Origin of the sequence: Xylanibacter brevis P6B11 (assembly GCF_000621825.1) — a bacterium.
GTDB lineage: Bacteria > Bacteroidota > Bacteroidia > Bacteroidales > Bacteroidaceae > Prevotella > Prevotella brevis.
This window is the reverse complement of the sequence record NZ_JHXG01000006.1, coordinates 1-26,452: the sequence shown is the minus strand read 5'-3', so window position 1 is coordinate 26,452 and position 26,452 is coordinate 1. Positions and strand designations below refer to the sequence as shown.

General features: G+C 48.2%; 10 protein-coding genes. 7 read left to right on the top strand and 3 right to left on the bottom strand.

The window, feature by feature from the left end:
- Positions 1–2: 2 nt before the first annotated feature.
- The 3 genes from trhA to T496_RS0101745 form a co-directional block, all read right to left on the bottom strand.
- On the bottom strand, positions 3–662 hold the full coding sequence (gene trhA / locus T496_RS0101755; RefSeq protein ID WP_027449224.1) for a PAQR family membrane homeostasis protein TrhA: 660 nt from the start codon (positions 660–662) through the stop codon (positions 3–5).
- A gap of 6 nt (positions 663–668) precedes the next feature.
- Positions 669–2,861, bottom strand: a complete 2,193-nt coding sequence (gene rnr / locus T496_RS0101750; RefSeq protein ID WP_027449223.1) for a ribonuclease R — start codon at positions 2,859–2,861, stop codon at positions 669–671.
- 137 nt (positions 2,862–2,998) lie between these two features.
- Positions 2,999–3,271 carry an HU family DNA-binding protein gene (locus T496_RS0101745; RefSeq protein WP_027449222.1) on the bottom strand — a complete coding sequence of 91 codons (273 nt, stop codon included), beginning with the start codon at positions 3,269–3,271 and terminating at the stop codon, positions 2,999–3,001.
- 227 nt (positions 3,272–3,498) lie between these two features.
- On the opposite strand from T496_RS0101745, the gene T496_RS0101740 reads away from it, so the two are divergent.
- The 7 genes from T496_RS0101740 to T496_RS0101710 all read left to right on the top strand — a co-directional run.
- Positions 3,499–4,449 (top strand): rhomboid family intramembrane serine protease, encoded by a 951-nt coding sequence (locus T496_RS0101740; protein ID WP_027449221.1) that lies wholly within the window; start codon positions 3,499–3,501, stop codon positions 4,447–4,449.
- Between the two features lie 14 nt (positions 4,450–4,463).
- Positions 4,464–5,555: an endonuclease/exonuclease/phosphatase family protein gene (locus T496_RS0101735; RefSeq protein WP_027449220.1), complete on the top strand. Its 1,092-nt coding sequence runs from the start codon at positions 4,464–4,466 to the stop codon at positions 5,553–5,555.
- A 167-nt stretch (positions 5,556–5,722) separates the two neighbouring features.
- Positions 5,723–8,767: a protein translocase subunit SecDF gene (secDF, locus tag T496_RS0101730; RefSeq protein ID WP_027449219.1), complete on the top strand. Its 3,045-nt coding sequence runs from the start codon at positions 5,723–5,725 to the stop codon at positions 8,765–8,767.
- A gap of 260 nt (positions 8,768–9,027) precedes the next feature.
- Positions 9,028–9,663, top strand: coding sequence for a cytidylate kinase-like family protein (locus T496_RS0101725; protein ID WP_197018915.1), 636 nt, complete (start codon positions 9,028–9,030; stop codon positions 9,661–9,663).
- Positions 9,664–10,743: 1,080 nt separating this feature from the next.
- The gene (locus T496_RS0101720) at positions 10,744–17,133 is read left to right on the top strand and encodes a leucine-rich repeat protein (protein WP_027449217.1); all 6,390 of its coding nucleotides are present in this window, start codon (positions 10,744–10,746) and stop codon (positions 17,131–17,133) included.
- A 62-nt stretch (positions 17,134–17,195) separates the two neighbouring features.
- Positions 17,196–24,338 carry an InlB B-repeat-containing protein gene (locus tag T496_RS14310; protein ID WP_081783502.1) on the top strand — a complete coding sequence of 2,381 codons (7,143 nt, stop codon included), beginning with the start codon at positions 17,196–17,198 and terminating at the stop codon, positions 24,336–24,338.
- A 12-nt stretch (positions 24,339–24,350) separates the two neighbouring features.
- On the top strand, positions 24,351–26,452 hold a 2,102-nt coding region (locus T496_RS0101710; RefSeq protein ID WP_197018914.1), incomplete at its 3' end, for an InlB B-repeat-containing protein.

Genomic DNA, 26,452 nt, shown 5'->3' with positions numbered 1-26,452 from the left:
AGTTAGAAGATGCCGCGTATCAAGATGTCCCACACGGCGATGATATGGCAGATAGAGCCTGCCAGCACACAGAAGTGGAACACTGTGTGCATGTATCTTGTCTTGTTGAATGAATAGAAAATGGCACCGGTTATGTAGAAGACGCCTTCCAGAACAATCATCACCACGGCCCACGCCTCTACGGTATCGAGGAGTGGCTTGAATGCGGCCAGCACCGACAGTCCCATGATGCAGAAGCAAATGGTCTCGAGGTTGGAGTGCTCTTTCAGTCGGACGAAACTGATGATGGTGCCCACGATGGCGCACGACCATACAAAGGTGAACAGCACCCAGCCCCAGTAGCCATAGTCGCGCATGGCGATGAGGGTGATGGGCGAGTAACTGCCGGCAATGTGCCAATAGATGGCGGCGTGGTCCCACTTGCGCAGGTGCTCTTTCCACTTGCTGTTTTCCTTCAGGGCGTGATAGATGGTAGAGGCCAGATAGCTGCCCGTCATACCGATCAGGTAGAGTCCCACGCCGATGCCTGCCCACATGCGATTCATGTTGCCCAGGCACACCACGATGATAAAGGCAATGCCGACGGCACCAGCCATGATGGCGCCACCGGCATGTGTCCATGTATTCCAGATTTCTTCTTTTCTAGTGTAATTGATAGCCATGTCAGTTTAGTCGGCCAGCACAAAGTCGAGCTGGCGTTTTTCGATGTTAGCGCGCGCCACCTTGATGCGGATGGCATCGCCAAGTTGATATTTCTGATGATGACGACGACCTACCAGGCAGTAGTTACGCTCGTCGAACTCGTAGTAGTCGCCATCCAGGTCGTGCATGCCGACGAGTCCTTCGCAGTGGTTCTCGTCTATCTCGCAGTAGATGCCATACGACTGTACGCCCGAGATGTGGGCGTCGAACTCTTCGCCCACCTTGTCGGCCATAAACTCTACCATTTTATATTTAATAGAGTCGCGCTCGGCATTCTGAGCGGTTTGCTCCATCTGACTGGCGTGCTCGCAGAGCTCCTCGAAATGGTTCTGGTTGGCAGAGCGTCCACCGTCCTGATAGCGGGTGAGCAAGCGGTGCACCATCATGTCGGGATAGCGGCGGATGGGCGAGGTGAAGTGGGTGTAGTTGTCGAAAGCCAGACCGTAGTGACCGATGTTGTGAGTCGAATACTTGGCTTTCATCATGGCGCGCAGTGTCAATGTCTCCACCAGTTTCTGCTCGCGCATGCCTTGGGCTTCTTCCATCAGCTTATTGAGACCCCTCGATAGGGCGCCGCGCGTGCCGCTCGTCTTCACCTTATAGCCAAAGGGCGACAGTGCCGTGCGCAGGCTTTCCAGCTTCTGTGGGTCGGGTTGGTCGTGGATACGATAGACGAAGGTCTTGCCCTTGGCACCCTTCTCCGATTTCTCGTTCTTGCCAGCCTTACCGGCTTTGCCTACCCATTCGGCCACGGTCTTGTTGGCCAACAGCATGAACTCTTCTACGAGTTGGGTGGCGTCGGTCGATTTCTTGAAGAAGCAGCGCGTGGGCTTGCCGTTCTCATCGACTTCGAAATGCAGTTCTTCGCGGTCGAACTTCACCGAACCGTTCTTGAAACGGCGCTCGCGAAGCTTCTTAGCCAGCTTGTCGAGTGTGCGCAGGGCTGTGTCCCAATCGGGGCCGTCCGTCTTCTTGGCCTTGGCAGTAGCTTCGGGTGATTGCAGTATCTCTTGTACCTCTTCGTAGGCAAAGCGGCGGTCGCTGCGAATCACGGTGTGCGCCAGGTGCCAGTCTTTGATGTTGGCCTCTTCGTCGAGCTTGAAGATGACGCTGTAGCTCAGCTTCTCCTCGTCGGGGCGCAGCGAACAGATGAAATTGCAAAGGCGCTCGGGCAGCATCGGGATGGTGCGGTCAACCAGATAGACACTGGTGCCACGCTGTTCGGCCTCGCGGTCGATGATGCTGCCTTCTGTCACGTAGTGCGAGACGTCGGCAATATGCACACCCACCTCGTAGCAGTTGCCGTCCTTGCGGATAGACAGTGCATCGTCGAAGTCCTTGGCATCCTTTGGGTCAATGGTGCAGGTCAGCACTTCGCGGAAATCCTCTCTTCGGTCAATCTCCGACTGTGGAATCTCTGCAGGAATCTTGTCGGCGGCCTCTTCTACGCGCTTGGGATATTTATAAGGTAAGCCATATTGAGCCAGGATGGCGTGCATCTCCACGGTGTTCTCGCCTTGTTTGCCCAGCACGTCAACGACCTCACCCACCAGATTCTTGGAGGTGGACGATGGCCATTGTATGATTTTCACCACCGCTTTGTCGCCGGTCTTTCCGCCTTTCAGCTTCTTCTTGGGTATCAGGATGTCGTGCACAAAGATGTTGCCTTCGGTGTTCAGGAAGGCAAAGTCCTTCTCTACCTGCAGCACACCGACGGCCTGGTCGTGCTTTCGCTCCAGTATCTCGGTCACGATAGCTTCTTTGATGTGGTTCTGTCGGCGAGCCATAAAGGCCACCTTTACGCGGTCGCCGTTGAGTGCAAACATCGAGTTGCGCTCAGCCACAAACACAGGCTTGCCGCCATCGGCCGGCATAAATGAGTTCTTGCCGTTGGCCTTGCGGATGAACGTGCCCTCCTGCACCTGCGTCTTCAGGTTCAGCCGATAGCTGTTGTCCGACACCTTCGACAACCAGTCGTCCCATGCCAGCTCTTCCATCACGTCGATGGCCAGCATCTTGGCGGGATGGGTGCTCAGCTTGAGCGACTTAAAGATCTGTTTGAAACTGAGCGTTTCACCGGGATGCGCCTGAAACAATGCCTGTAGTGCGTCAGCGATATCGCGCTTTGACATGCGTTTTCCACCTTTTTTCTTACCCATGATAAAAGCTTATAATTATGATTGCATTCGCAAAAGTACATATTTTTATTGAATGCGGCAACTTTTCTTGGTTAATAAAAAAAAAAGAGGTGCTTCTTGCGAAAAGAAGCACCTTAACTTTTTCTTTACAGAATTATTTAGTTCAGAGCGTCTGCAAGCTCAGCGCCAGCCTTGAACTTAGCTACCTTCTTAGCAGCAATCTTGATCTTAGCCTTAGTAGCGGGGTTGATACCCTCACGTGCGGGACGCTCGCTAACTGCGAATGTACCGAAACCTACGAGAGCTACCTTGTCACCAGCAACGAGAGCACCCTTAATAGCTGCTACAGTTGCATCGAGAGCCTTCTTTGCGTCAACCTTTGAGATACCAGCACCAGCTGCAATTTTCTCTACCAATTCTGTCTTGTTCATAATTTTTTAGTTTTTTTAGTGAATAATACAAAAAGATTATCAAAATTCTGACGCAAATATAAAGGAAAGTATTTATATAACAAGCAAAAAATGAGAAAAATTTTGTTTTTTGCCTAAAAAAAGTTGTTTAACCCCTCGTTTTATAGTGAAAAAGAGATATTTTTCGTAATTTTGCCCCGCAAAAGTGTTATACATCGTTAATTGTAGTTTTATATCGAAATTTGCGTATGTTTGCTAATATACCGACAGTTACAAAGAATCTGCTCATCATCAACGTGTTGGCTTTTCTAGCTACGTTGGTGCTGGCACCCCTTGGCGTAGATCTGAAGCAGATGGGTGGTCTCTATTTTTTCCTGGCCAGCAATTTCCACTTGTTTCAGTTTGTGACCTATCAATTCCTGCATGGCAGTTTCACCCATTTGTTCTTCAACATGTTTGCCCTGTGGATGTTTGGTTGCGTGATTGAACGTGAGTGGGGTGCAAAGAAATTCTTAATTTATTACATTGCGTGTGGAATTTTTGCAGGTGTCTGTCAGGAGCTGGTGCAGTTTGTGAGCTACTATTTCATTGTGGCTAGTCAGGTTTCCGGGGCTTCTGTAATAGATGTCTTCAATAGTTTGTCGGACAATGCTGTTTACCTGAATCATTCTCTGACAATAGGTGCTTCGGGTGCAGTCTATGCCATTCTGCTGGCTTTTGGTATGACATTCCCCAACGAGCGCATCTTTATCTTCCCTCTGCCTATTCCTATCAAGGCCAAGTGGTTTGTCTTGTTCTATATTGTTGTCGAACTGTTCTCAGCGATGTTCTCGTATGGCGATGGCGTTGCGCACATGGCGCACGTCGGCGGTATGCTCTCTGGTTTCCTGTTGATACGCTACTGGCGAAATCATGCCGATAATGGATTCACGGTGAACGGCGGACGCCAGTTCTTCGGTCGGTGGTCTCATGATCGCAAGAGAAAAACGACGTGGCACAACAACTTCACCACCACATCCAACTTCTCGAGTCAGACACGTACCGATGGCACTTCCAACAACGACATGGAGTATAACGCCCGAAAGAAGGAACGTCAGGAAGAGATTGACCGTATCCTGGACAAGATACGTATCAGTGGTTATGACAGCCTGTCGAAAGACGAGAAGAGACGACTCTTTGAAGCCAGTCATGATCGTTAACCCCGTAGCCGCACATGCTTAAGAGCATCAAACATTTCCTGGTAGGCATCCTGCTTGGTGCCAGCACGGCCACAGCCTTGGCCATGGTGGCGGTGGGCTATAGCGACCGTTTGGATCCCGTGGACCATCCGTTGCTGGCATGCTTGGGCATGACTTTCCCCTTCTTTGTTGTGGCCAATCTGGTCATCCTTGTGCTGTGGGTGCTCTTCAAGTGGAAGTATGTCTGGATACCACTCCTGGCATTCGCGTTCGCGTACGTACCAATTAGGAATTACGCTCCCATTCATTTCGGCAGTGAGAAGCCCAAGGACTGCATCAAGATTATGTCCTACAACGTGTGTGGCTATGGCGGTAATTTCCGCTATGACAATGCCTACGACACCATCTATTCCTACCTGAAGAAAGTCGATGCCGACATTGTTTGTATTCAGGAGGAACAGAACACCAAGATCAATCAGCTCACCTTCTTCAAAGACACCTATCCCTACAACGACACGGTGCACGTGAGCATCCCTGGCAGTGTCAATATCAACGCGTTAGGCATCCACTCTCGCTATCCCATAGTGAAGAAGGAACGCATTGACTATAAATCACTTACAAACGGTTCGGTGGCATACTATCTACAGGTGGATGACGATACCGTCATTGTGATCAACAACCACCTGGAAAGCACCCATTTGTCGTTAGACGACCGTCAGCGCTACAAGGAAGTGCTGCGCGGCAATATGGAGCGCGATGCGGCGGAGGAAGAAACCTTGTTGCTCCTGGAAAAACTCTCAGATGCCATGGTGCTGCGTTCCAGCGAGGCCAAGGCTGTGCATCAATACATCGAAAACCATCGTCAGTACCCCCTGATTGTGTGTGGCGACTTCAACGACACCCCCATCTCGTTTGCCCGCCATACGGTGGGGCAGGGACTGCACGACTGCTATGCCGAAACCGGTTGTGGTCCAGGCATTTCATACAATAAGAAAGGCTTCAACGTGCGGATAGACTATATCTTCTGCTCCGACCATTTCCAACCCTATGACTGTCAGGTTGATAGTAAAGCCGACTACAGTGATCATAACCCCATCTATTGCTCGTTGAAATGGACAAAAAAGTAACCTAAACCCCCTAAAAACCTATCACCGATAAACCTAAAACCCAAGGAAATAGTGCAGAAACCTTAAAAAATGAAGGAAAATCGGTTGAAAATTTCGGTAAGTGTAGAAAAATCACTATATTTGCAAGCTAAATTTTTGAAATACTTAATAAATAACAAATAAATAACATGCAAAACAAAGGAATTGTAAAGTTTATTGCAGTCGCACTTGTGCTGATCTGCTGCTTCTATCTTTCCTTCTCTTTTGTGACTCGCTACCACGAGAACAAGGCTGCTGAGATTGCTGCTCAGCAGGGTGAGAAGGCTAGTCTGGAGTACCTTGATTCGGTCGAGAACTCTAAAGTATGGTTCTGGGCCTACAACCTCAAGGAATGTCGTGAGATGGAAATCGGCCTGGGTCTTGACCTGAAAGGCGGTATGAACGTGGTTCTTGAAGTATCGGTTCCCGATATCGTTGATATGCTGGCCGATCACAAGAGCGACCCTGGTTTCCGCAAAGTATTAAATCTGGCTCGTGAGGAAGAGAAGAAGACTCAGGGAGACTTCGTTTCTATCTTTGCCCGTATGTGGGAGCAGAACGAGACTCGTCCTATGGCTGCCATCTTCGCTACTCAGCAGATGCGCGACAAGGTGTCAACCCGCAGCACCAATGCTGAGGTCGTTGCTGCCATCCGTGCTGAGGTACAGTCTGCCATCGATAATGCCGAGACCGTTGTTCGCACCCGTGTCGATAAGTTTGGTGTGGTTCAGCCCAACATCCAGAAGCTGGAGGGTCAGAGCCGTATCATGGTCGAGATGCCTGGTGTGAAAGAGCCCGAGCGTGTTCGTAAGCTGTTGCAGGGTAGCGCCAACCTGGAGTTCTGGGAGACCTACAATGCTCAGGAGATCCTGCCTTACCTGTCAAAGTTGAACACTGACTATGCTGCCGAGCTGAGCCATCAGACTGGCGAGGTTGCCGACACCACCGCTCAGGTAGCTGAGGCTGCCGAGGAGGCTAAGGCTGACACCGCTGCTGTTCAGAACGACCTGGCTGCAAAGTTGGCTAGTGGCAAGAATGCTGCCGACAATAGCGAGGCTGCTGAGCGAGTAAAGAAGCAGAATCCTCTGTTCTACTACCTCCACACCGAGCGTGCCGGTCTGGCTATGCTGGGCGATGTCAACGAGTTGGATACCGCTGCTGTCAATGCAGTCATCTACTCAGACATTGCTAAGAAAGACCTGCCTTCTGACGTGAAGCTGCTGTGGAGTGCTAAGGGCGAGCGTCTGGGCACCCTGAAGGGCAACTACTTCCAGCTCTACGCTATCAAGGTGAGCGATCCTTCTGGTAAGGCTCCTCTTTCTGGCGACGTGATCACCTCTGCCAAGGACGACTACTCACGCGGTATGGGCACTCCCGAACCTATCGTTTCAATGCAGATGAACACAGAGGGTACCCGCATCTGGGCAAACCTCACCAAGACCAATATCAAGCGTGCCATCGCTATCGTTCTGGATAACGTGGTTTACAGCGCTCCCCGTGTGAACGACGAGATCACTGGTGGTAACTCACAGATCTCTGGTAACTTCACACAGACCGAGACCAAGGACTTGGCCAACACACTGAACTCTGGTAAGATGCCAGCTCCTACACGTATCGTTCAGGAGCAGGTAGTTGGTCCTACACTGGGTGCACAGTCTATCCAGCAGGGCGCCATCTCATTCGTTGTAGCCTTCATCCTGCTGATGTGCGTGATGGTAGTGCTCTACGGTTGGATTCCTGGTATGCTGGCCAACATGGCTCTGCTGTTCAACCTGTTCTTCACATTGGGCATCCTGACATCGTTCCAGGCTGCACTGACCATGCCTGGTATCGCCGGTATCGTGCTGACACTGGGTACTGCTGTGGATGCTAACGTGCTTATCTACGAGCGCACCAAGGAAGAGCTGCGCCGCGGTTTGAATATCAAGGAGGCTCTGAACCTCGGTTATTCTAACGCTTTCTCAGCTATCTTCGACTCTAACTTGACTTCGTTGATCACTGGTATCATCCTCTACGTATTCGGTACAGGTCCTATCCGTGGTTTCGCAACGACTCTGATCATCGGTATCTGCGTATCGTTCTTCACTGCCGTATTTATGACCCGTCTGGTTTACGACCGTCAGATGAAGAAGGACAAGTGGCAGAACCTCTCTTTCACCACTCCATTCTCTAAGAACATGATGCAGAACATGCACGTTAACTTCATGGGCAAGTTCAAGGCTTCTTATTGCATCTGGGGTGTTGCAGCACTCGTATTCATCGCCAGCTTCTTTACTCGTGGTCTCGACCAGAGTATCGACTTCACCGGTGGTCGTAACTATGTGGTAGTTCTCGACAAGGAAGTACCTGTAGAGGAGGTTCGTGCACTCGTTAGCAACGTATTCACCGAGGAAGAGGGTAAGGTGGCTTACACCAGCGTGATTGCTCTGGGTGCTTCTTCAGAGAAGACCGTTCGTATCTCTACCAACTGGAACATCACCTCTAACGATCCTACCATCGACGACCAGGCCGAGAATATCCTCTTCGAGACATTGAAGGGCGCAGGTCTCATCTCTCAGGAGAATGTGGCTGCCTTCAAGAACCCCGACGATCGTAATGGTGGTTCTATCATCGAGTCTTCTAAGGTAGGTCCTTCTGTGGCTAAGACCATCACTCAGGGTGCTATCATCAGTGTGGCTCTGGCTCTGATTGCTATCTTCCTCTACATCCTGTTGCGCTTCCGCAACGTAGCCTTCTCTGTAGGTTCTATCGTTGCTCTGGCACTCGATGCACTGGTAGTTATCGGCTTCTACTCACTGCTGCACCACATCGTGCCCTGGTCTCTCGAGGTTGACCAGACCTTCATCGGTGCTATCCTGACGGTGATCGGTTACTCTATCAACGATAAGGTGGTGGTATTCGACCGTATCCGTGAGAACATGCAGATCTATGCTAAGCGCGATCGTAAGACCCTGTTCAACGACTCACTGAACCAGACTCTAGCTCGTACAATCAACACCTCTGTGACGACCTTGATCGTACTGCTCACCATCTTCTTCTTGGGTGGCGACAGCATCCGTTCATTCTCGTTCGCAATGATCCTCGGTGTTGTGTTCGGTACCCTGTCTTCTATCTTCATCGCTGCTCCTACTGCTTATCTCACCATGAGCAAGAAGGACCGCAAGGAGGAAGAGACTGCCGTTGCTGCTGAGTAAGCTAACGCTCTGTATAATATATAAAGAGTACGCGTACGTGTGTGCGCGTACTCTTTTTTTTGTCCCCGGCGGAGATGCATTTATTCCCGGCGGAGATACGCAGGGAGTGGTGGTGGGGGCGCTGGGAAGGGGGCGTGGATGTGTTAAAGTGGAGGGATTGTGATGGTGCTTTCGGAAAATCTTTGTATCTTTACCGCAAGAAATGTGGGAAGCCACATGATGACATAATGAAAAATGTGAAAACTACCAATCTAATAAGTATGAAGAAGAACGAGGATTTTGTTATCACGATTAATCGTGAACTGGGCAGTGGCGGACGCACCGTGGGTCGGCTGCTGGCAGAGAAGTTGGGCGTGCCTTTCTATGACAAGGCGCTCATTCATGAGTTGCAGAAGCTGTTCAACCTCAGTGCTGACGAGATTGAACATCTGAAGGGACGTGAGCATAGCTTCTGGGCTGAGGTGGAGCGCATTCTGAAGTTGGGACCGGGCATGAACTCCAACTACTTCCTTCCGCAACGGGGCGACGAACCTGACTCGTTGACCACCGATGATGTGTATAAGAAGGAGACGCTGCTACTGCAGAGTCTGTCGCAGCGTGGCTCTTGTGTCATTGCCGGACGTACGGGCTTCCATGTGCTTCGCGATCATCCCAACCACCTGAGCATCCTCATCCAGGCGTCTATGCCGTATAGGGTGGAGCGCGTCATGCGCAAACAGAACATGACTGAGAAGGAGGCTCGCGCTACCATCGAGCGTGTAGATAAGATGCGCGAGAACTACGTGAACAAGTACACGAAGACGTCGCGCTATGATACGCGTAACTATCAGCTCGTGATCTCTGCCGACGGCAAGACCGAGGCCGAGATTGTGGACCTGATATTGCAGTATATCTAATGATCATAGCGCCGCTCTTAGCCCCCTCTGGCCGTTGGTCTCAATGGCTATGACCCTCTGAAAGCACTGCTATGACCCCTTAAAAGCACCACTATGACATCCTAAGTCGGGCACTTTTACCGAGCTAGACTTTTACTCTTTATGGGCAAAAGCTATACTTTTAACTTGCAATACTAACGCTTTTAGCTCGCAAAAGTAACGCTTTTGGTTTGGATCTAGCCCCTGGATGAGCGGAATCTAGCCCCTGGAACGGACTGATCTAGCCCCTAGAACTGGTTCATCCAGGGGCTGGATTCCGCTGCTCCAGGGGCTAGGTCATTTTCAATACCTCAACTCTTGCATCTTTGCTTGCCTAAAATGGCGTGGTAATTCTGGCTGTTTTGGTGTTTTGTTTGCACCCTCTTTTGCACTAGCTTAGACGAAGTCGAAGTTAGGCTGCATCTCGGAAAAACTCAAATATAATTTGGTTTTTCTCTCAATTGTTGGTGGCTTTATCAATCCGCTGAAAGCAGTACTTTTCACACCAAAAAGCAGTACTTTTCCTTGTGAAAAGTACTGCTTTTTGTGATTATGAACTGTCTGATTATCAATATGATAGTTATACTTTTGATTATCCGTTTTACACTTATTAAACTATTTTAGTTAAAATCTAAAGAAAATTAAATTTTTCCATTGCCAATTGGAAATAATTCCCTATCTTTGCCAAAACCTACTTACTAGTTAATGAGGGGTAGAATAAGCCTTTTTTTCAGAAAAGCCCTCCACATCGAGAAAATCTAGAGATAATCGATTATATATTAATACTAAAAACCTTGAATTATGAAAAAGAAGTATCTATTTTTGACGGTGCTCTTATTGGTCTCAGCGATAGTTGTGGCTGGAGTACAGGGAATTACATCAATAATGGGTAGTTCCGAAGGAGAGAGTTTCACTTATAGAGACGTTTATGCAAAGGCTCTAAGTGTAAAGGAGGCTGTTCAAGTTTGTCAAGAGACTGGTCAAACAGCAACAGAAAGTGAATATCTGGTAAGAGGTGTCATATCTAATATTCAAGAATTCGACGTCGCCACTTACGGAAACATGACTGTTGAACTAACTGAAACAGATAGTGAGACAGGTGAGGCATACACCCTCACGCTCTATCGTATCAAAGGTTTCAACCGTGAAAAGCTTACCAAAGATTACGAAGTCAAAGTAGGCGATGAAGTTATTGCTTATGGTAAACTGATAAATTACAAAGGGAACACACCTGAGATGCAATCAACTGGTTATCTCGTTGCTCTGAATGGCAAGATGAGTCTGAATGAGGAACAGAACGGACAGGAGGGAACCATAGAAGTTAACGACCCCGTCATTAAGAGTGTTATGCTTGCAGGAAGCCACAATGGTTGGAGCACTCAAGCAGAATCATTCTCTGTCTTAGAAGCAGACAAGGCCTACACGATTACCGTAGACTTAAGCAAGGCTAATGTAGAAGATGAATGGAAATTCAAGTTCTGTCCTGTAACCGAAGACGCTACATATTGGGTAGGCTATGGAGAATTAGTTTCTCAAAATGGTTTTCCAGAATGGATAACAACGGATCAGGATGGAAATTTCGTTGTTAATATCGAAAACACATCTTATCGCGTGTTTACTATCATGGTAGCATGGGACGGTGGCGATAAAATCGGGGAAAACTGGTACATACGCATCAGTGGTTCAGAGTCTGGCGGAATAGACGATCCAAATCCTGAGGAGCAAAATTCCACAATAACGATTTACGTTATTAGTGACAATGCCCCATACATGTGGGCTTGGGATTCAAATGGAAATAATTTCTTTGAAGAATGGCCTGGCGTTCAGATGTCTGAAAAGGAAAGTAAGTATAACAATGAATTTTGGACCATGACATTCACTGTCAAGAACGGACTAAATATTCTATTCAACAATGGAAGTGGAGCTCAAACTTCAGATATCACATACCTTTCTGGTGATCGTTTCTACTACTACGATGGTAGGGATTACTATGAAGATTATACTTACATGATTGTAGAACAGGCAAAAGAAATATTGCGGAACTACATCAATCAGGCGCAAGATAAGAATCTTGATATTTCTAAGCAACAGAATGCTATCTATAGCGATAATCTAAAAGAGATAGAAAAAGCTACTGCGGAAATAATTGCCCTTATGGGTACTTATTACGAGAGTACAGCATCAACAGAAAGTCCTATTGACATGACAAATTACATTGTCAATCCTAATTTTGACGATCAGAGCACTTATGGTTGGCAAGGAACCGTACCTGGATTTGGAAACGACAATCAGAGATATGCCGAGGTTGCAGAGCACTACAACAAAGTATTTGACACCTATCAAATCCTGGAAAACATGCCTGCAGGTATTTACACGCTGAGTGCTAATGGTTTCTATCGTGGTTGGATTGCTGATGCCCAGAATGTCACAAACTATAATGCACACCTTTACGCTACTTCTGGCAACAAAACTGCTATTCAACCTTTACATAATCCATGGGATATATTTAACGAGCAGTCATTCGCGGGAGAAACATCATTCGGAGCACGTGCAAACGAAGCTATAGAAGAATATGGAGATAATGTCTATTATGCTCCTAACGATCCTGCCAGCGCACGAATCTATTTTGAAAAGGGCTATTATAATAATGTGTTGACCTTTGAGTCTGAAGGGGGCCTTATTAAAATAGGTGTAAAGAATGAGAAGAATATTCGTAATGATTGGACCACATTCGACAACTTCAGATTGATCTATTATGGTAATGGTGCAGATGCTTACCAACTATGGACGAACTATATTGTTTCTAATGCGAAGAAATATGAAGGTGCAGAATGTACAACCTCCATACTTGATGCATACAACAATTCTTTAACAAATGTCTCTGCTTCCAACAAGGAAGAAGCACTTGCTATTGAAGAAAACATCAAGAATGCAGAAGAAGCCTTGCTGACCAATATCAGTCTTTGGGAACAATTACAAACCAAATATAGTGAAGCTGAATACGTAAACAAGGACAGCTACATCCAAGATCAGTTCAAGACGGATTTGCAATCGTTAATGGCTAATTATCTGGTATGGCGTGAACAAATGGCTTTGAGCAATGAAGAATTGACAGCCAAGATTCAAGCTTTTGAAACCACTATAGCAGAAGCAAGGACACACATGGCAGAAGGTGCCGACTGTAGCTACTTCTTAGTTAATGGAGATTTTGAGAATGGCGCAAATGGTTGGAGCGGAAGTCCTACAATTCAATCAAGCGGCGGTAATACCTGTGCTGAGGCTTATGCCAAGAAGTTTGATATCTATCAGGAAGTGAAGGGCGCTCCTGTGGGCGTTTATGAGATCCAGGTACAGAGTTTCTTCCGTCTGGGTCGTCCACAGCATGAAAATGCTTCTACCAATTCTTGGGACATCTGGGTAGATGGTAAGCAGATTGCTCCCGCATGGGTTTACATGAATCAGGCACAAACTCCTCTGAAGTGTGTTTATTCTGAGGGTGCTCCCGGCGGTCTGCTTCCAAAGGTTAACGAAACCGACGAGGATACATATTATTCAGATCCAGATTGGGCAGATAAACCAGGTGACGGCAACTGGTATCCTAACAATATGGTCCAGACTGCTGAAGCTTTTGCACATGGCATGTACAAAGCATCTACCTTTGGTATTGTAGCTAAGGATGGCGATGTGATGCGTGTTGGTGTGAAGGGTAACCTCACTGGACAGTTTGACGATGCCAACTGGGCTATCTTCGACAATTTCCGTCTTATTTATCGTCAATACAACACCGACATTATTGGCGCTGCCATCGTATCAGCTCTTGAAGAACTGAACCAATATTTAGACAAGGGCATCACTGCATCAGAGAAAGAAACTATCCAGTCTTTGAACACAGAAGCAAATGAAACGGACAAAGAAGACGGAGAAGTTCTATTTAGCTTACTGACAAGAATCTACGATGAAACTGAGATTGTATCAACACAGATTCAGGAAACTCTTGATGCAAAGGCTGCTTTAATGAAGGCTATTATATCTGCTGATTCCTTAGCAAATTCTGGTAATGTATCAGAAAGAGGACTGGCAAAACTTGACAAGGCTATAGTAGATGCAACAGCCGTATATAATAGCGAATTAGATGCTGAGAGTATTAACGAAGCTATAATTGTGCTCAATGAAATAAAGGGAATGGTCATTGAAAAGATGATGCTTGTGCGTAATCATTATTACATTCCTAATGAAAGCAAATATTACTATATTGATGACGCTTTATCATATGACAAAGTGAAGCTGACATTCAATAGTAATGGAAATAGTACGCCAAGAAACGACTATTCTCAAATGCGACTCTACTATGGAAACTCTGTAACATTTACTTCCGAAATACCGATCATAGATATCAGATTGATTATTGACGGTTACGAGACTAGCATGGAAGGTTATGCTAATGAAGGTAACTTGGAAAGTGCTCATTGGACTGGTGAAGCAGACAAGGTTACAATCACTAATGTAGGTAGTATTGCGTACTTCTCTGAGTTCATAATTACCTTTGACAATCCATCAGACGAAGAGATTGTAGAACGTCTCAACGACCAAGTAATCCTATCGGAAACCGCTATCGAAGGACTCACGCATGAGAACGTTTATGGAAAGGCTGCTTTGATAACAAAGATCAGTGAAGCAAAGGCTTTGTTAGCAGAAGAACTTCCCAACATTGCCTTGATGAAGACGTATATCAAATCTTTGAAGGCTGACAGAACTAACCTTCTGGATCTTGACAAGTCCTATACTTCAATCGAGAAATCATTAACAAGCCTCAGCAAAGCGGGCCAGAACAACCAATTCATTGATGCCGCCAAGTTGCAAGCAGCCAATACCTTCATCACCGAGGTACAGACTGGCATTGGTGCTGGTACTTACAAGGCTGAAGACATCGCTATCCTGCAGGAGCAGATTGCATGGCACGCCGCACAATTGCAGATGGTTTACCTGACCATCACCATCGGCGACCCAGGTACTTTGGGCGATGAGGTTCTGCAGCGCATCAATAACTTCACCGATGTTCAGGGATTGCGCATCAGCGGTCCTGTGGACGATACTGATATGGACAAGATCAAGAACCAGTTGACCAACCTGCAGGAAATCGACATGAGCGGTATCAACCTGAAGAATCTTCCACGTGAGATCTTCAGAGATCGCACCGGGCTCACCAGCGTCGTACTTCCGGCAAATCTGGAGACCATTGGTTATCAAGCTTTCTACAATTGTAAGAATCTGAAGGATGTTGCACTGCCTGCCACATTGAAGTCTATCGACAATTCTGCGTTCTATGGTTGCTCACAGTTTACTGAGGTGATTGTTCCCGAGGGTGTAACCTCTATTGGCAACAACGCTTATCAAGCTAATACCAACTGGGATTATTACTATGACGAGCAAGGCCATTATATAGAATATCGTAACGGCAGCAAACTAAAGAAGGTGACTCTGCCAAGCACTCTGACCAACTTAGGCTATCGTGCATTCTACAATAACTTCGAACTGGAAGAAGTAAACTTCGGCGATGGACTGACTGAAATCCAAAGCGAGACCTTCGAGGGTTGTACCGCACTGAAGAGCGTCACGCTGCCTTCTACTATCAAGAAGATTGGTTCTGACGCATTCTATAACAACGGACTGAAGAACATAGAACTGCCCGAAGGACTGAGCATCATTCAAAGCAGCGCCTTCGGTAACTGTGATAGTCTGACGGCAGTGACTCTGCCCAGCTCTGTGAACAGCGTATTCTATCCATTCCGCGATTGCGACAACCTAACTAGCATCACGGTGAAGGCTATTGCTCCTCCATACGCCAACGATTATGACATCATGGGTGGAAAGGAGTCACAGTGCTCACTCTATGTACCTGAACTCTCACTGGCATCTTATAAGCAGACCGACAGGTGGAGTAAATTCGCACCCAATATCTACGGACTGAACATCATGCCTGAGAACATCATCATCAGCGACACCTACCGTCTGTTATGGCCAGACACCGTAAGCTTCAGCTACAAGCCCAACGTAGAGTTGACCAAGATGGATCGTGGTGACAATTACTGGTATGAGGATCGCTATCGCTACGCAGCCGTTACCGTAACGGGTAATGCAACGCTTTCTGCCAAGGAGTTCTCCATGTACTGGGACTACTTCTACAAGCGCGAGAGCAACAGCGACACCTACAGCCGCTTCGCCACACTGATGGCTAATGGTAAGATTCGCACGGACAACAACACGCTGAAGCTGCACCTGAAAGCTGACGAGTGGAACTTCATAGCACTGCCGTTCGACGTGAAGGTGAGCGACATCGTGAATGTGAACAACACGCAGTTCGTGGTTCGTGGCTACGATGTGAAGAAGCGTGCCGACGGAAAGATGGACGAGACCTGGTACAACATGACTGGCGACGACATTCTCGAAGCTGGCAAGGGTTATATCTGGCAGGGTGCTCACACCACTGAGACCATCACCGAGGAAGACGGTAGTCAGAATCAGAACACCAACTACGACATTGAGTTCGACGTTCAGGCTCAGCAAAGCGTAAACAAGAACAACATGTTCCGCACGGGCACCGTAGAGGTTGACCTGGAGGAGAACCTGAGCGAGTTCCCACAGAACCGCAACTGGAACTTCATCGGTAACCCCTACCCCTGCTACTTCGACACACGTGCCATTGACTGCACCGCTCCTATCACCGTATGGGAGAATGGTTACAGGTACAAGGCAATCTCTCCCGTTGACGATAACTATATCCTGGCTCCCGGCGAGGCATTCTTCATGCAACGTCCACTTGACCAGGCTAGCATCACCTTCCTGCGCGAAGGCCGTCAGCTGACACCACAGGCCATGGATGATGTTAACTACTTCGCAAGCACTCGCCAGAGCGAGATGACCGCTCAGCGTAGCATCTTCAACCTGACCATTGAGGGCGAGAACCAGAGTGACGAGACGCGCTTCGTCATCAACGAGGGAGCTCTGCTGACCTACGAGATGGACAAAGATGCTTCGAAGTTCATGGACGGCAACGCAAACGGCATACTGCTCTACACCATCGAGGATGGTTTGAACTACGCCATCAACGAACGTCCGCTGAACAATTGTGAGGTTGCCCTGGGCATGAAGGTGACAAAGGCTGGTACCTACGCCATCAACCTGGACACCAAGGCCGATGCTGAGGTTTACATCATTGACCTGCAGACAGGCAACGAGGTTCTGTTGGGCGAGGCTGGCTATACCTTCCAGGCTGAAGCCGGCACACTGAACGGCCGCTTCCTGATTCGTCTCACAGGTGGTGAGGTGACAGGCATCAAGTCTGTTGACAAGCAACTGAGCAACGAGAACTACTACGATCTGCAAGGCCGTCGTGTGGAGAACGCCACCAAGGGTGTTTACATCAAGAATGGCAAAAAAGCTGTTGTGAAGTAATTCATGAGCAGAACAGAGACTCGTGAACAAGAAAACTCATGTGAACTAAAAACTCATGAACTATGAACAGATTATATAGAATGTTTATCCTCTGCCTGAGCTTACTTGCGCTAACACCGCAAGTAGGCTGGGCGGACGATGACTACGATCCGCAGAACCCGGGTAACCCCGAGATGGCTGTGGAATATAGCACGCTGTATCTGAAGGCCGACCCCGCCAACGGTGGTTCTTTTAACCGTGACTTGAGATCAAGACTCGAGGTAGGATCGAAGCAATGGATCTGCGCCTATGCGAACAGCAGCTTCCGCTTCGTGTACTGGTCTGACGAAAAGGGTGACACCATTTCCAAGAACTATGATTTCTACTACGAGGTGAAGCGAAGCGATGCTACATTGACTGCCCACTTTGAGTATGATCCTTCTTCACCGACTAACCCCGAGATGAAGAAGACAACTCACAAGTTGTATCTATCTACCATTCCTGCTGGTGCAGGTCACTTTAACTGGCCCAATGGCTCCAGCGTAGAAGAAGAGAGATGGGTGGACGTCTATCCATACGTCAATGACGGTTATAAATTCCGCGAGATGAGGATTGGCGACAGTCTGGTCATCAAGAATACGTACTATTCCTTCGAGATGCCAAGACATGATGTCAACATCACGGCTATCTTCGAATATAGCCCAGAGAACCCATCGAACCCGGGCAAGAACTATTGGAACAGCCAAACAGGCGAGGTTATCATTGACGACTTCACGCCAGGCTATCTGTACTACGCTATCTCTGACATGGTTGGCAGCAACGACCAGGTGAAGATGATTACCGTGGCTGGACCGATAAACAATGGTGACTGGGGCGTAGCCAAGAGTTTTGGCAACTGTACGCTGCTCGACATGAGTCGCACCAGTGGTTCTGACGAAGTGCCATCGTGGGCTTTCGAAAACAATCAAACCCTACTGAGCGTGGTGCTGCCTGCATCCATTGCCAATATCAGATGGTATGCTTTCTACAACTGCGCATCGCTGCAGTCCATTAAGTGTTATGCCATGACTCCGCCCAAAGTAGAGAGCGATGCTTTCGAAGGCGTGAGCAGTGGACTGGTTATCTATGTACCAGCCGAGGCTGTGACACTCTATCAGGACGCCGACGGATGGAAGGAGTTCACCATTCTGCCGTTTTCCGATGAGGTACAGGCACTGGAAGTGAACCTGCCCGAGGGATGCAACCCAGCCATCTACAAAGACATGTTCCTGGAACTGACCAACGTAAAGAGTGGACAGAAGCTGCGCTACGTGATTACTGATCGCACGACCTACACGTTCAACAGTCTGATTCAGAACACCACTTATAATATATACCTGAAGAACAAGGCAGGTGATATTCTGGGCGAGATTCTGAATGTGGAAATTATCGACAAGAACGTGGCTGTGGCATTCGACAAGTTGAAAGAGCCAAAGACGTTGACACTGAAAGTGGAGACACCTGCTGGTGATGACGTAACAGATCAGGCCGGCATCACTTGGACAGACCAAAAGGGAACCTATCTGACACGTGGTAACCAACTGGCCAATCAGTTGGAAGGCAACAAGGTGGGCTATCGTATCAGTCTGCCCCAGCAACTGGCCGTTCAGTACATGCTCCCCGAAGACGTCACCTACGAGGTACAGGCCACGAATGCTATCGTCTATACACTGACACCTATCGCAAAGGTACAGATTAAGGGAATGGTGAAAGACGTGAAGACCACCTACCCGCTGAAGGGCGCTGGCATCACTGTCAACCAGACCGTGCATGGACAATACACCAAATCGTACAGCACCAAGGTGGGCGCCAACGGCGAATGGCAACTGGAAGTTCTCGACATGCCAACTGAGATTATCGCTTCTGCTACCGACTATATTAGTCAGACACAGAGCATTGCCTCACTGGAATCATTGGAAGAGAGCACAGTACCAACCTTCGAACTGAAGGACATCAATGGTACAAGCATCCAACTGACGCTGACCTATACCGATGCCAAAGGTGAGACAAAGGGCTATTACGATGATTATGCGAACGTGGCCTACACGGTGAAGGATGCAGATGGTAAGGTTATCACCGACCTGAACGTGCAGTATCCACAGATTGTGCTGCTCGACGAGCATGCCGAAGGTACGGTATTCACCATCACCGCCACCAGCAAGAAGAACAAGTTCATGCCCGTTACCGCCAGTTGTACGGTTGATGCCAACGACAATGCAGCGATCACACTGCCCATCAAGCAGCTGGGTGGCATTGCAGCTTCGTTCCGTCAGACCGACAACAACAGCATTGTGGGTATGCTCTATGATGGCGACGGTCGTTTCGTGAAGAAGTACGACTATGATGGTGTTCAACTGAACATTGACGAGCTTACCGATGGTACCTATACACTGGTGACCATGGGCTATAGCCACTTGTTCAATGCCATTGGTCTGCTGAACCAGTTCACCGAAGTGGGACTGAAGGAAGGTGTAGACTACATTAAGAATCAGGTAACGGTAAAGAGCGGAGAAACGACAATCATCGCCAACCAGCTCATCCCCTACTTGGACGAAACGAAACTGTACTACACCGACAGCAATACCCGCTTCAGCGTGAACAAGAGCGAGATTTCTGCAGGACAGTACCTCACACTGCGTGCGCAGATAGACTTCAAGCCTATATATAAATATGGTGTGAGCGACCTGAAAATCGTCTTCGAACTTCCTCAGAACTGTTCGTTTGTCAACAACTCTGTGATGACAGGTAATATCATCGGCAGTTACACGCAGGAAAGTAATCGTCTGACCGTGCCTCTGGAGAATATGGATGACCAGGTAAGATTCTGCGTCATTCCAACCATTGGTGGTGTTTACTCTCCCAGTGCCAGCATTGAGTTCGACATCAACGGCAAGACCATGCGCCAGCCTATTGGCAGCGTTGTCTTCACAGTAAGCAATCTGAGTATCACAGCGCCTTCGCTGGTGGCCAAGACGACAGTTCCCGTTCTGGGTACAGCTATTGGCAAGTCGGAAGTGGAAATCTTCGACAACGGTGTTTCTGTTGGTCATGCTACAGCATTGGCAAACGGCTCATGGAACACAGAGATTGAGCTGAACAACCCATACAACATGTCCACACACAGCATCTATGCCAAGGTGGTGACACAGGATGGACTGGAGTTGCAATCTGACGTAAAGGAAGTGACCTACGACAAGAATGCCATTGAGCCTACAAAGGTGACGATGATCAATGTGGCTCACCCAGCCACCTCACTGGATCTGTGCGAATATGTAACTGAGTTCGACTTCACAAATCCTGGTAAGACACTGAAGCCCTACTGGTATTGGCCAAGCTATCCAGACTTCACGTTCTTGGTAGAGTTCACCAATAACGACACGACAATGGTTTCCAATGTAGAGCTCAATGTGTTGTTATCCGACAATACCGTATCTACGCTCTATCCCGTATACGATGGAAAGAGAAAGTGCTGGGTGGCTAATGCGAAGTACAACTCTGACGCTCTTCCAACAAATGTCTCTGTGGATTTCACAAGTAACGCTACCAGCCAGTTCGACAAGCGTCAGGTAGATGAGACAATAGCAGAACTTGGCGACTATCTTTCTGAGTACGAAACACAGATGGCGAACATCACAACTGCCTTTGCAGGTGCAGAAGAACCATTGAGTGATGATGCATTCGAAGCACTGGTTGCTGCCATCGGTGATGATGAAGTAATCGTCAATACTGATGATGTCGAAGCACAGCTGAGAGGCATGACCGATGATGAGTTGGAAAACTATCTCAATGAAGAGTATGCTGTCTTCCAGGCAAAGCATGGGGATACAGAAACCTACTTGCAGAACCTGGAACAGTGGCTGCAGTTTGGTACAGAAGGTGAGTTCACGCTTGAAAATGGCACTAAGTTCACCATGACCAACTGCACAGGACTGACAGCAGCCGGACTCATAGAGGCAGGCTATGAAGAGATGGTTTGTACGGACGGAAGTTTCGTTTATGTGAAGTTCAATGACCAGACGACAGAGTATGTTGACCTGCTGAGAAACGTTCACGTAACGATTCAAGTACCCGTAGAGGCTGGCGCTCGTATGTTCCGCGCTTCAGGCAATGAAACCGTAGAACAAAAGGTTGCCAATGCTATCAAGGCCATCAACGACTTTGTTGAGATGATCAACAATTGGTCACTTGGCATGGTGGATAAGGTACAGGCTTCTGAGAGGAACATGCTCAAGGCTGTCGAGGAAATTGAGTTCCGCTTGGCTAAGAGTGATACGTACATCAGATTTGCTGGTCAGAAAGGCATGACTAGCCAAGTATGGAAATGGAGAATTGAAAAGCTATTCCTCCAGAAGAGTCTGCTACAGGCAAAAGCTGCTCGCTGGCTAGCTAAGAAGATTTTCAAGTTTGCCCTGAAGGCGCTGCCTGTTATCAAGTATGCATCTATGGCAATCTCCCTGGCTAATGACATCAATGACATAGCCGGCATCTACTACTCTATTCCAAATTCTTGTCAGGATGACCAAGCCAACGCAGACTGGTACCGCAATGCTACTTATGCACTATTAGGCACCGTTATCACAAAAGCAACGGTAGAACTGGTTAGCTCGTTCACAAGCGATGCGGAAGTTGTAGCTGGCGTCGTCGGATCGGTTGCTTCGGCGGGAACAACGCTTGCCGCCACTGCTTGGGGTCTTGCCCAAAAGGCACTTACTTGCATAGGAAGCTTCGTTATTGACGCAGGCATCGACGCCGCCAAGAAAAAGATAGAAAAGGGTGTTGAGAGTCTGAAATGCTACAAGAAAGACGACAAGAAGAAGAAAAAGAAGCGTAAGGATGATATCGATTGGCGATTCAAGCATGTGGAGCATGTTATGGACCCATCAGGTTATGTCTATGAGGCTGTATCGTCTAACCGCATACAGGGTGTTCTTGCTTCTTGTTACTACAAGGAGATTGTAGAGGACATGTATGGCGACTTGCATGAGAACATCGTTCTTTGGAATGCTGAGGACTATGCACAGGAGAACCCGTTGTTCACCGACGAGAACGGTATGTATCAGTGGGATGTTCCGCAGGGACTCTGGCAGGTGAAGTTTGAGAAGGAAGGTTATCAGACTACCTACTCTGAATGGCTGCCCGTTCCTCCTCCACAGTTGGATGTAAACATCGCCATGTCTCAACTCGTACAGCCCAACGTGAAGAGCGTGAAGGCCTACAACGAGGGTGTGGAGATAGAGTTCGACAAGTACATGGATCCCGCTACGCTAACTACTGACAACATCATGTTGACCAGAAACAGTGTCAAGGCTGAAGGTACCATCGAACTGATTAATGAAGAGAGCGTAAGCAAGGATAATCCTCAGACTTATGCATCGAAACTTCTCTTTAAGATGCCTGCAAACGATGAGCTATTGACTGGCAACGACGTGAGAATAACTATCAAGAAGAGTGTGGAAAGCTATGCTGGCATTCCTATGCAGGAAGACTACACGCAGAGTCTTGACATTATGCCACGCATCAAGAACATGGTTGTTGACTCGCTGGCGAACGTGCCTTACGGCGGTGACCGCTTATTCAAAATCGCTGCCCTGCCTGCTGATGCTTCAAAGGGTAAGACAGTCCATGTGAAGTCGCTCTCCGACATGATCGCAAAGACAGCTACCCAGTCGTTGACACTCGATGCTAACGGACAGGCCGAGATTACCGTCTCTGGAGAACTGCCTGGTCAGACTGTCATCTCGTTCTCTATAGAGGATAGTGACATAAAGGATCAGATGCTGGTTAATGTAAAGGATGCCATCGACCTGTTTGCTATGGAGCCACGTGCTTCACGTGTATCAGGTACCGAGGTATACCGCGGCACAGAGATCCGACTCTCGTCTGAGACTGAAAACGCAGAGATCTACTACACGCTGGATGGCACATGTCCATGCGGCGAAGGTCCAAACGTGATTAAGTATGATAACAATAGTCCTATCATCATTGCTTCCGACAATGTAACCATTAAGGCCCTGGCCAAGGGACATGATCTGGACGACAGTGAGGTGGCTGAGTTCAACTACAAGCTAAAGAAGACCAGACTGGGCTATCAGTTCCCAACTGGTTGGACATGGGTATCGCACAACTTCGAGCAGCCCGTACCTGTAGAGGAGTTTGCTCCTACAGCAGAGAAGATTATGGGCCTCAAGGCCGAGGCTATCAAGGATTCACAGCTAGGACTGGTGGGCAATCTGACAGAACTACAACCTGCACAGGCCTACAAAGTGAAGGTGGCTGAGACAGCCAACAATACTTTGGACGGCTATGAGTTCAACGCACTCAGCAAGTCGCTGGAGGTAGCAAAGGGATGGAACTGGATAGGCTATCCTATCGGTCAGACCATGACCCTCGAAGAGGCATTCGCATTCTTCACACCAATGGAAGGCGACTATGTGCTCGGGCAAGAAGGCTTTGCAGAGTTTGTGGATGGTGAATGGGCAGGAAGTCTCGAAGGACTGAAGCCTGGCAAGGGCTATATGTTCAAGTCGGGCAAGGCTGACGAGATTATCTTCAACACCACCATCGTATCTATCGCTTCCTGTCGCATAGACAAGCATATTGAACTCTATGAGGCACCTTGGGCTTGCGACAAGTATGCTTATGCTAACCTGATGCCTGTGACAGCTCAACTCTACGATAAGGGTTCTATCGCTCAAGAGAATGAATACATCGTAGGTGCTTTTGCAGGAACAGAATGTCGCGGTATTGGTAAGTGGAAGGATGGACGCATACTGATCAATGTTGTTGGCGACCGCCACGAGGATATCACCTTCATGGCTGCCAACGTGGCAGACGGGCGTCTCTATGACATTACCGAGAACGTAGCATTTGCTGTCGACAATGTAGGTTCATGGCATCTGCCAATGGCTCTGCATATCGGCAAGGAAGCTACTGGAGTGAAAGACTTGTGGGACAAGCTGACCGTAACACCTCAGGTGTTCAGCGATCACATCACCGTAAGCGCAAATGGTCATAACATCAGCAAGCTGACCCTGACCAACATGAGCGGACGTGAGGTTGTGAGAGCCAACAATCTTGGCAACAGTGCTGTCATCACGACAGGCTCACTATCTGCTGGCGTTTACGTGGTAACTGTTGTTGCCGACGGACAGACTTACTACAAGAAGATTCTGAAAGCTAACAAATAGACTTGATTGCTTATGAAACAGATTAGAATCTTATCCATCATGGCTATGGTACTGTGGGCTTCGGCCCTCAGTGCCCAGAGCCACTGGCAATGCGATATTAACGCAAACCAATCTTATATGTCGGTCTACTTCCACCTGACTGATGGCACCAACGTCTACGAAGACACAACACCCTATGAGGTGGCTGCCTTTGTCGGTGAAGAATGTCGTGGCGTAGCAACCTTTGAACAGGTTGTGAAGAATGAGATTACATATAAGTACGGCTTATTGCAAATCCGTTGCGATGGCGTTTCTGAGGAAACAGCCTATTTGAAGGTTTATAACAAATTGACACAAGAGGAAAAGCGCATCTATGGTGCGAAGATTGCTCTTGTGGATGGTGGAACGATTGGCGAAGTGTCAACTCCCGTTCAATACAACATCATTGCCAATGCGCCAAAGTATCAGGTGACAGGAACCCCCAACGACGAGGTGATGGGAACCGTTACTGGCAGCGGCATCTATGAGGAGGAGGAAATAGCACACCTCAAAGCGACAGCCAATACCGGCTATCACTTTGTGAAATGGTCAAATGATGAGACGAACGACACCTGTACTTTCGCTGTCATGAAGGCTACGGAATTGCAGGCTATCTTTGCGCCCAATCAGCACTTACTGACATTCATCAGTGAGGGCGACACGGTACGTTCGGAATTGCAGGACTACAACTCAACGATTGTACTGCCAGAGAATCCTAGTAAGGAGGGCTATAGCTTTACGAAGTGGACACCGTCCGTAGCTTCTAAGATGCCTAACAACCCATTAACTTACGAGGCTCAGTTCCAAATTAATGAGTACACGATGACTTATGTAGTTGACGGGCAGGAGATTCGATGGATTACGAAGAACTATGGTGAGTCTATTCCCGCAACGAGTGCTCCTACAAAGACTGGCTTCACCTTTGCCGGTTGGGATCCTGAAGTACCTGCTACCATTCCTGGAAGCAACATGACCTTTACGGCTCAGTGGACGCGCAACAAGTATGTGGCAAAGTTTATCTCTGAAGGGGAAATTGTGAAGAGTGATTCTGTGCTCTACGAGGATGCTATCTCGTTACCCGAGGATCCGCAGAAGAAAGGATACACATTCTCTGCATGGACGCCTGTCGTACCTGAGAACATGCCTGCTGAAAACCAAACCTTTACGGCTCAGTTCACCATCAATCAGTACCAGGTAAAGTTCATGGCTAAAGGAGAGGCTGTAGTTAACCAGAAGCAGGATTATGCTACTGCCATAGTGATTCCACAGGCACCTGCAAAAGAGGGACATACATTCAAAGGATGGGAACCCGAAGTACCAGAACTGGTACCCGACTCTGATGTAGTCTTCACGGCTCAGTACACGCCCAACAAATACTTAGCTAAGTTCACTTCTGAGGGAGAAACGGTGAAGAGTGATTCCGTAGTTTACGCAACTGCCATCACCAAGCCCACTGACCCACAGAAGGTAGGTTATACCTTTGCGGGGTGGACTCCCGTGGTTCCTGAAACGATGCCGGCTTCCGACCAAAACTTCACAGCCCAGTTTACCATCAACCAGTACACGATGACGTTCGTACTGAACAATGGTGAGGAGAACGTGGTGAAGGTACAGGACTACAACAGCGACCTGACAGCACCTGTTCCTACCAAGACTGGTTATACCTTCAAGGGTTGGGACACACAGGTACCTAGCAAGGTTCCTGCCGAGAACAAGTCATTCACGGCACAATGGGAGGCTATCACTTACTCCATCAGCTATGACCTGGACGGTGGTGCAATGCCGGAGGGTGTCATCAATGCTACAACTTACACCATTGAGAGCCAGCCTATCACGTTGAACGCTCCTATCCGCGAGGGATATACCTTCGCCGGATGGACTGGTACGGGACTCAACGAGGCAACGACATCGGTGATTATTGCCACGGGTAGTACGGAGAACCGAAGCTATAATGCTACGTGGACCATCAACCAGTACACGATGACGTTCGTACTGAACAATGGTGAGGAAAATGTGGTGAAGGTACAGGACTACAACAGCGACCTGACGGCACCAGTTCCTACCAAGACTGGTTATACCTTCAAGGGATGGGATAC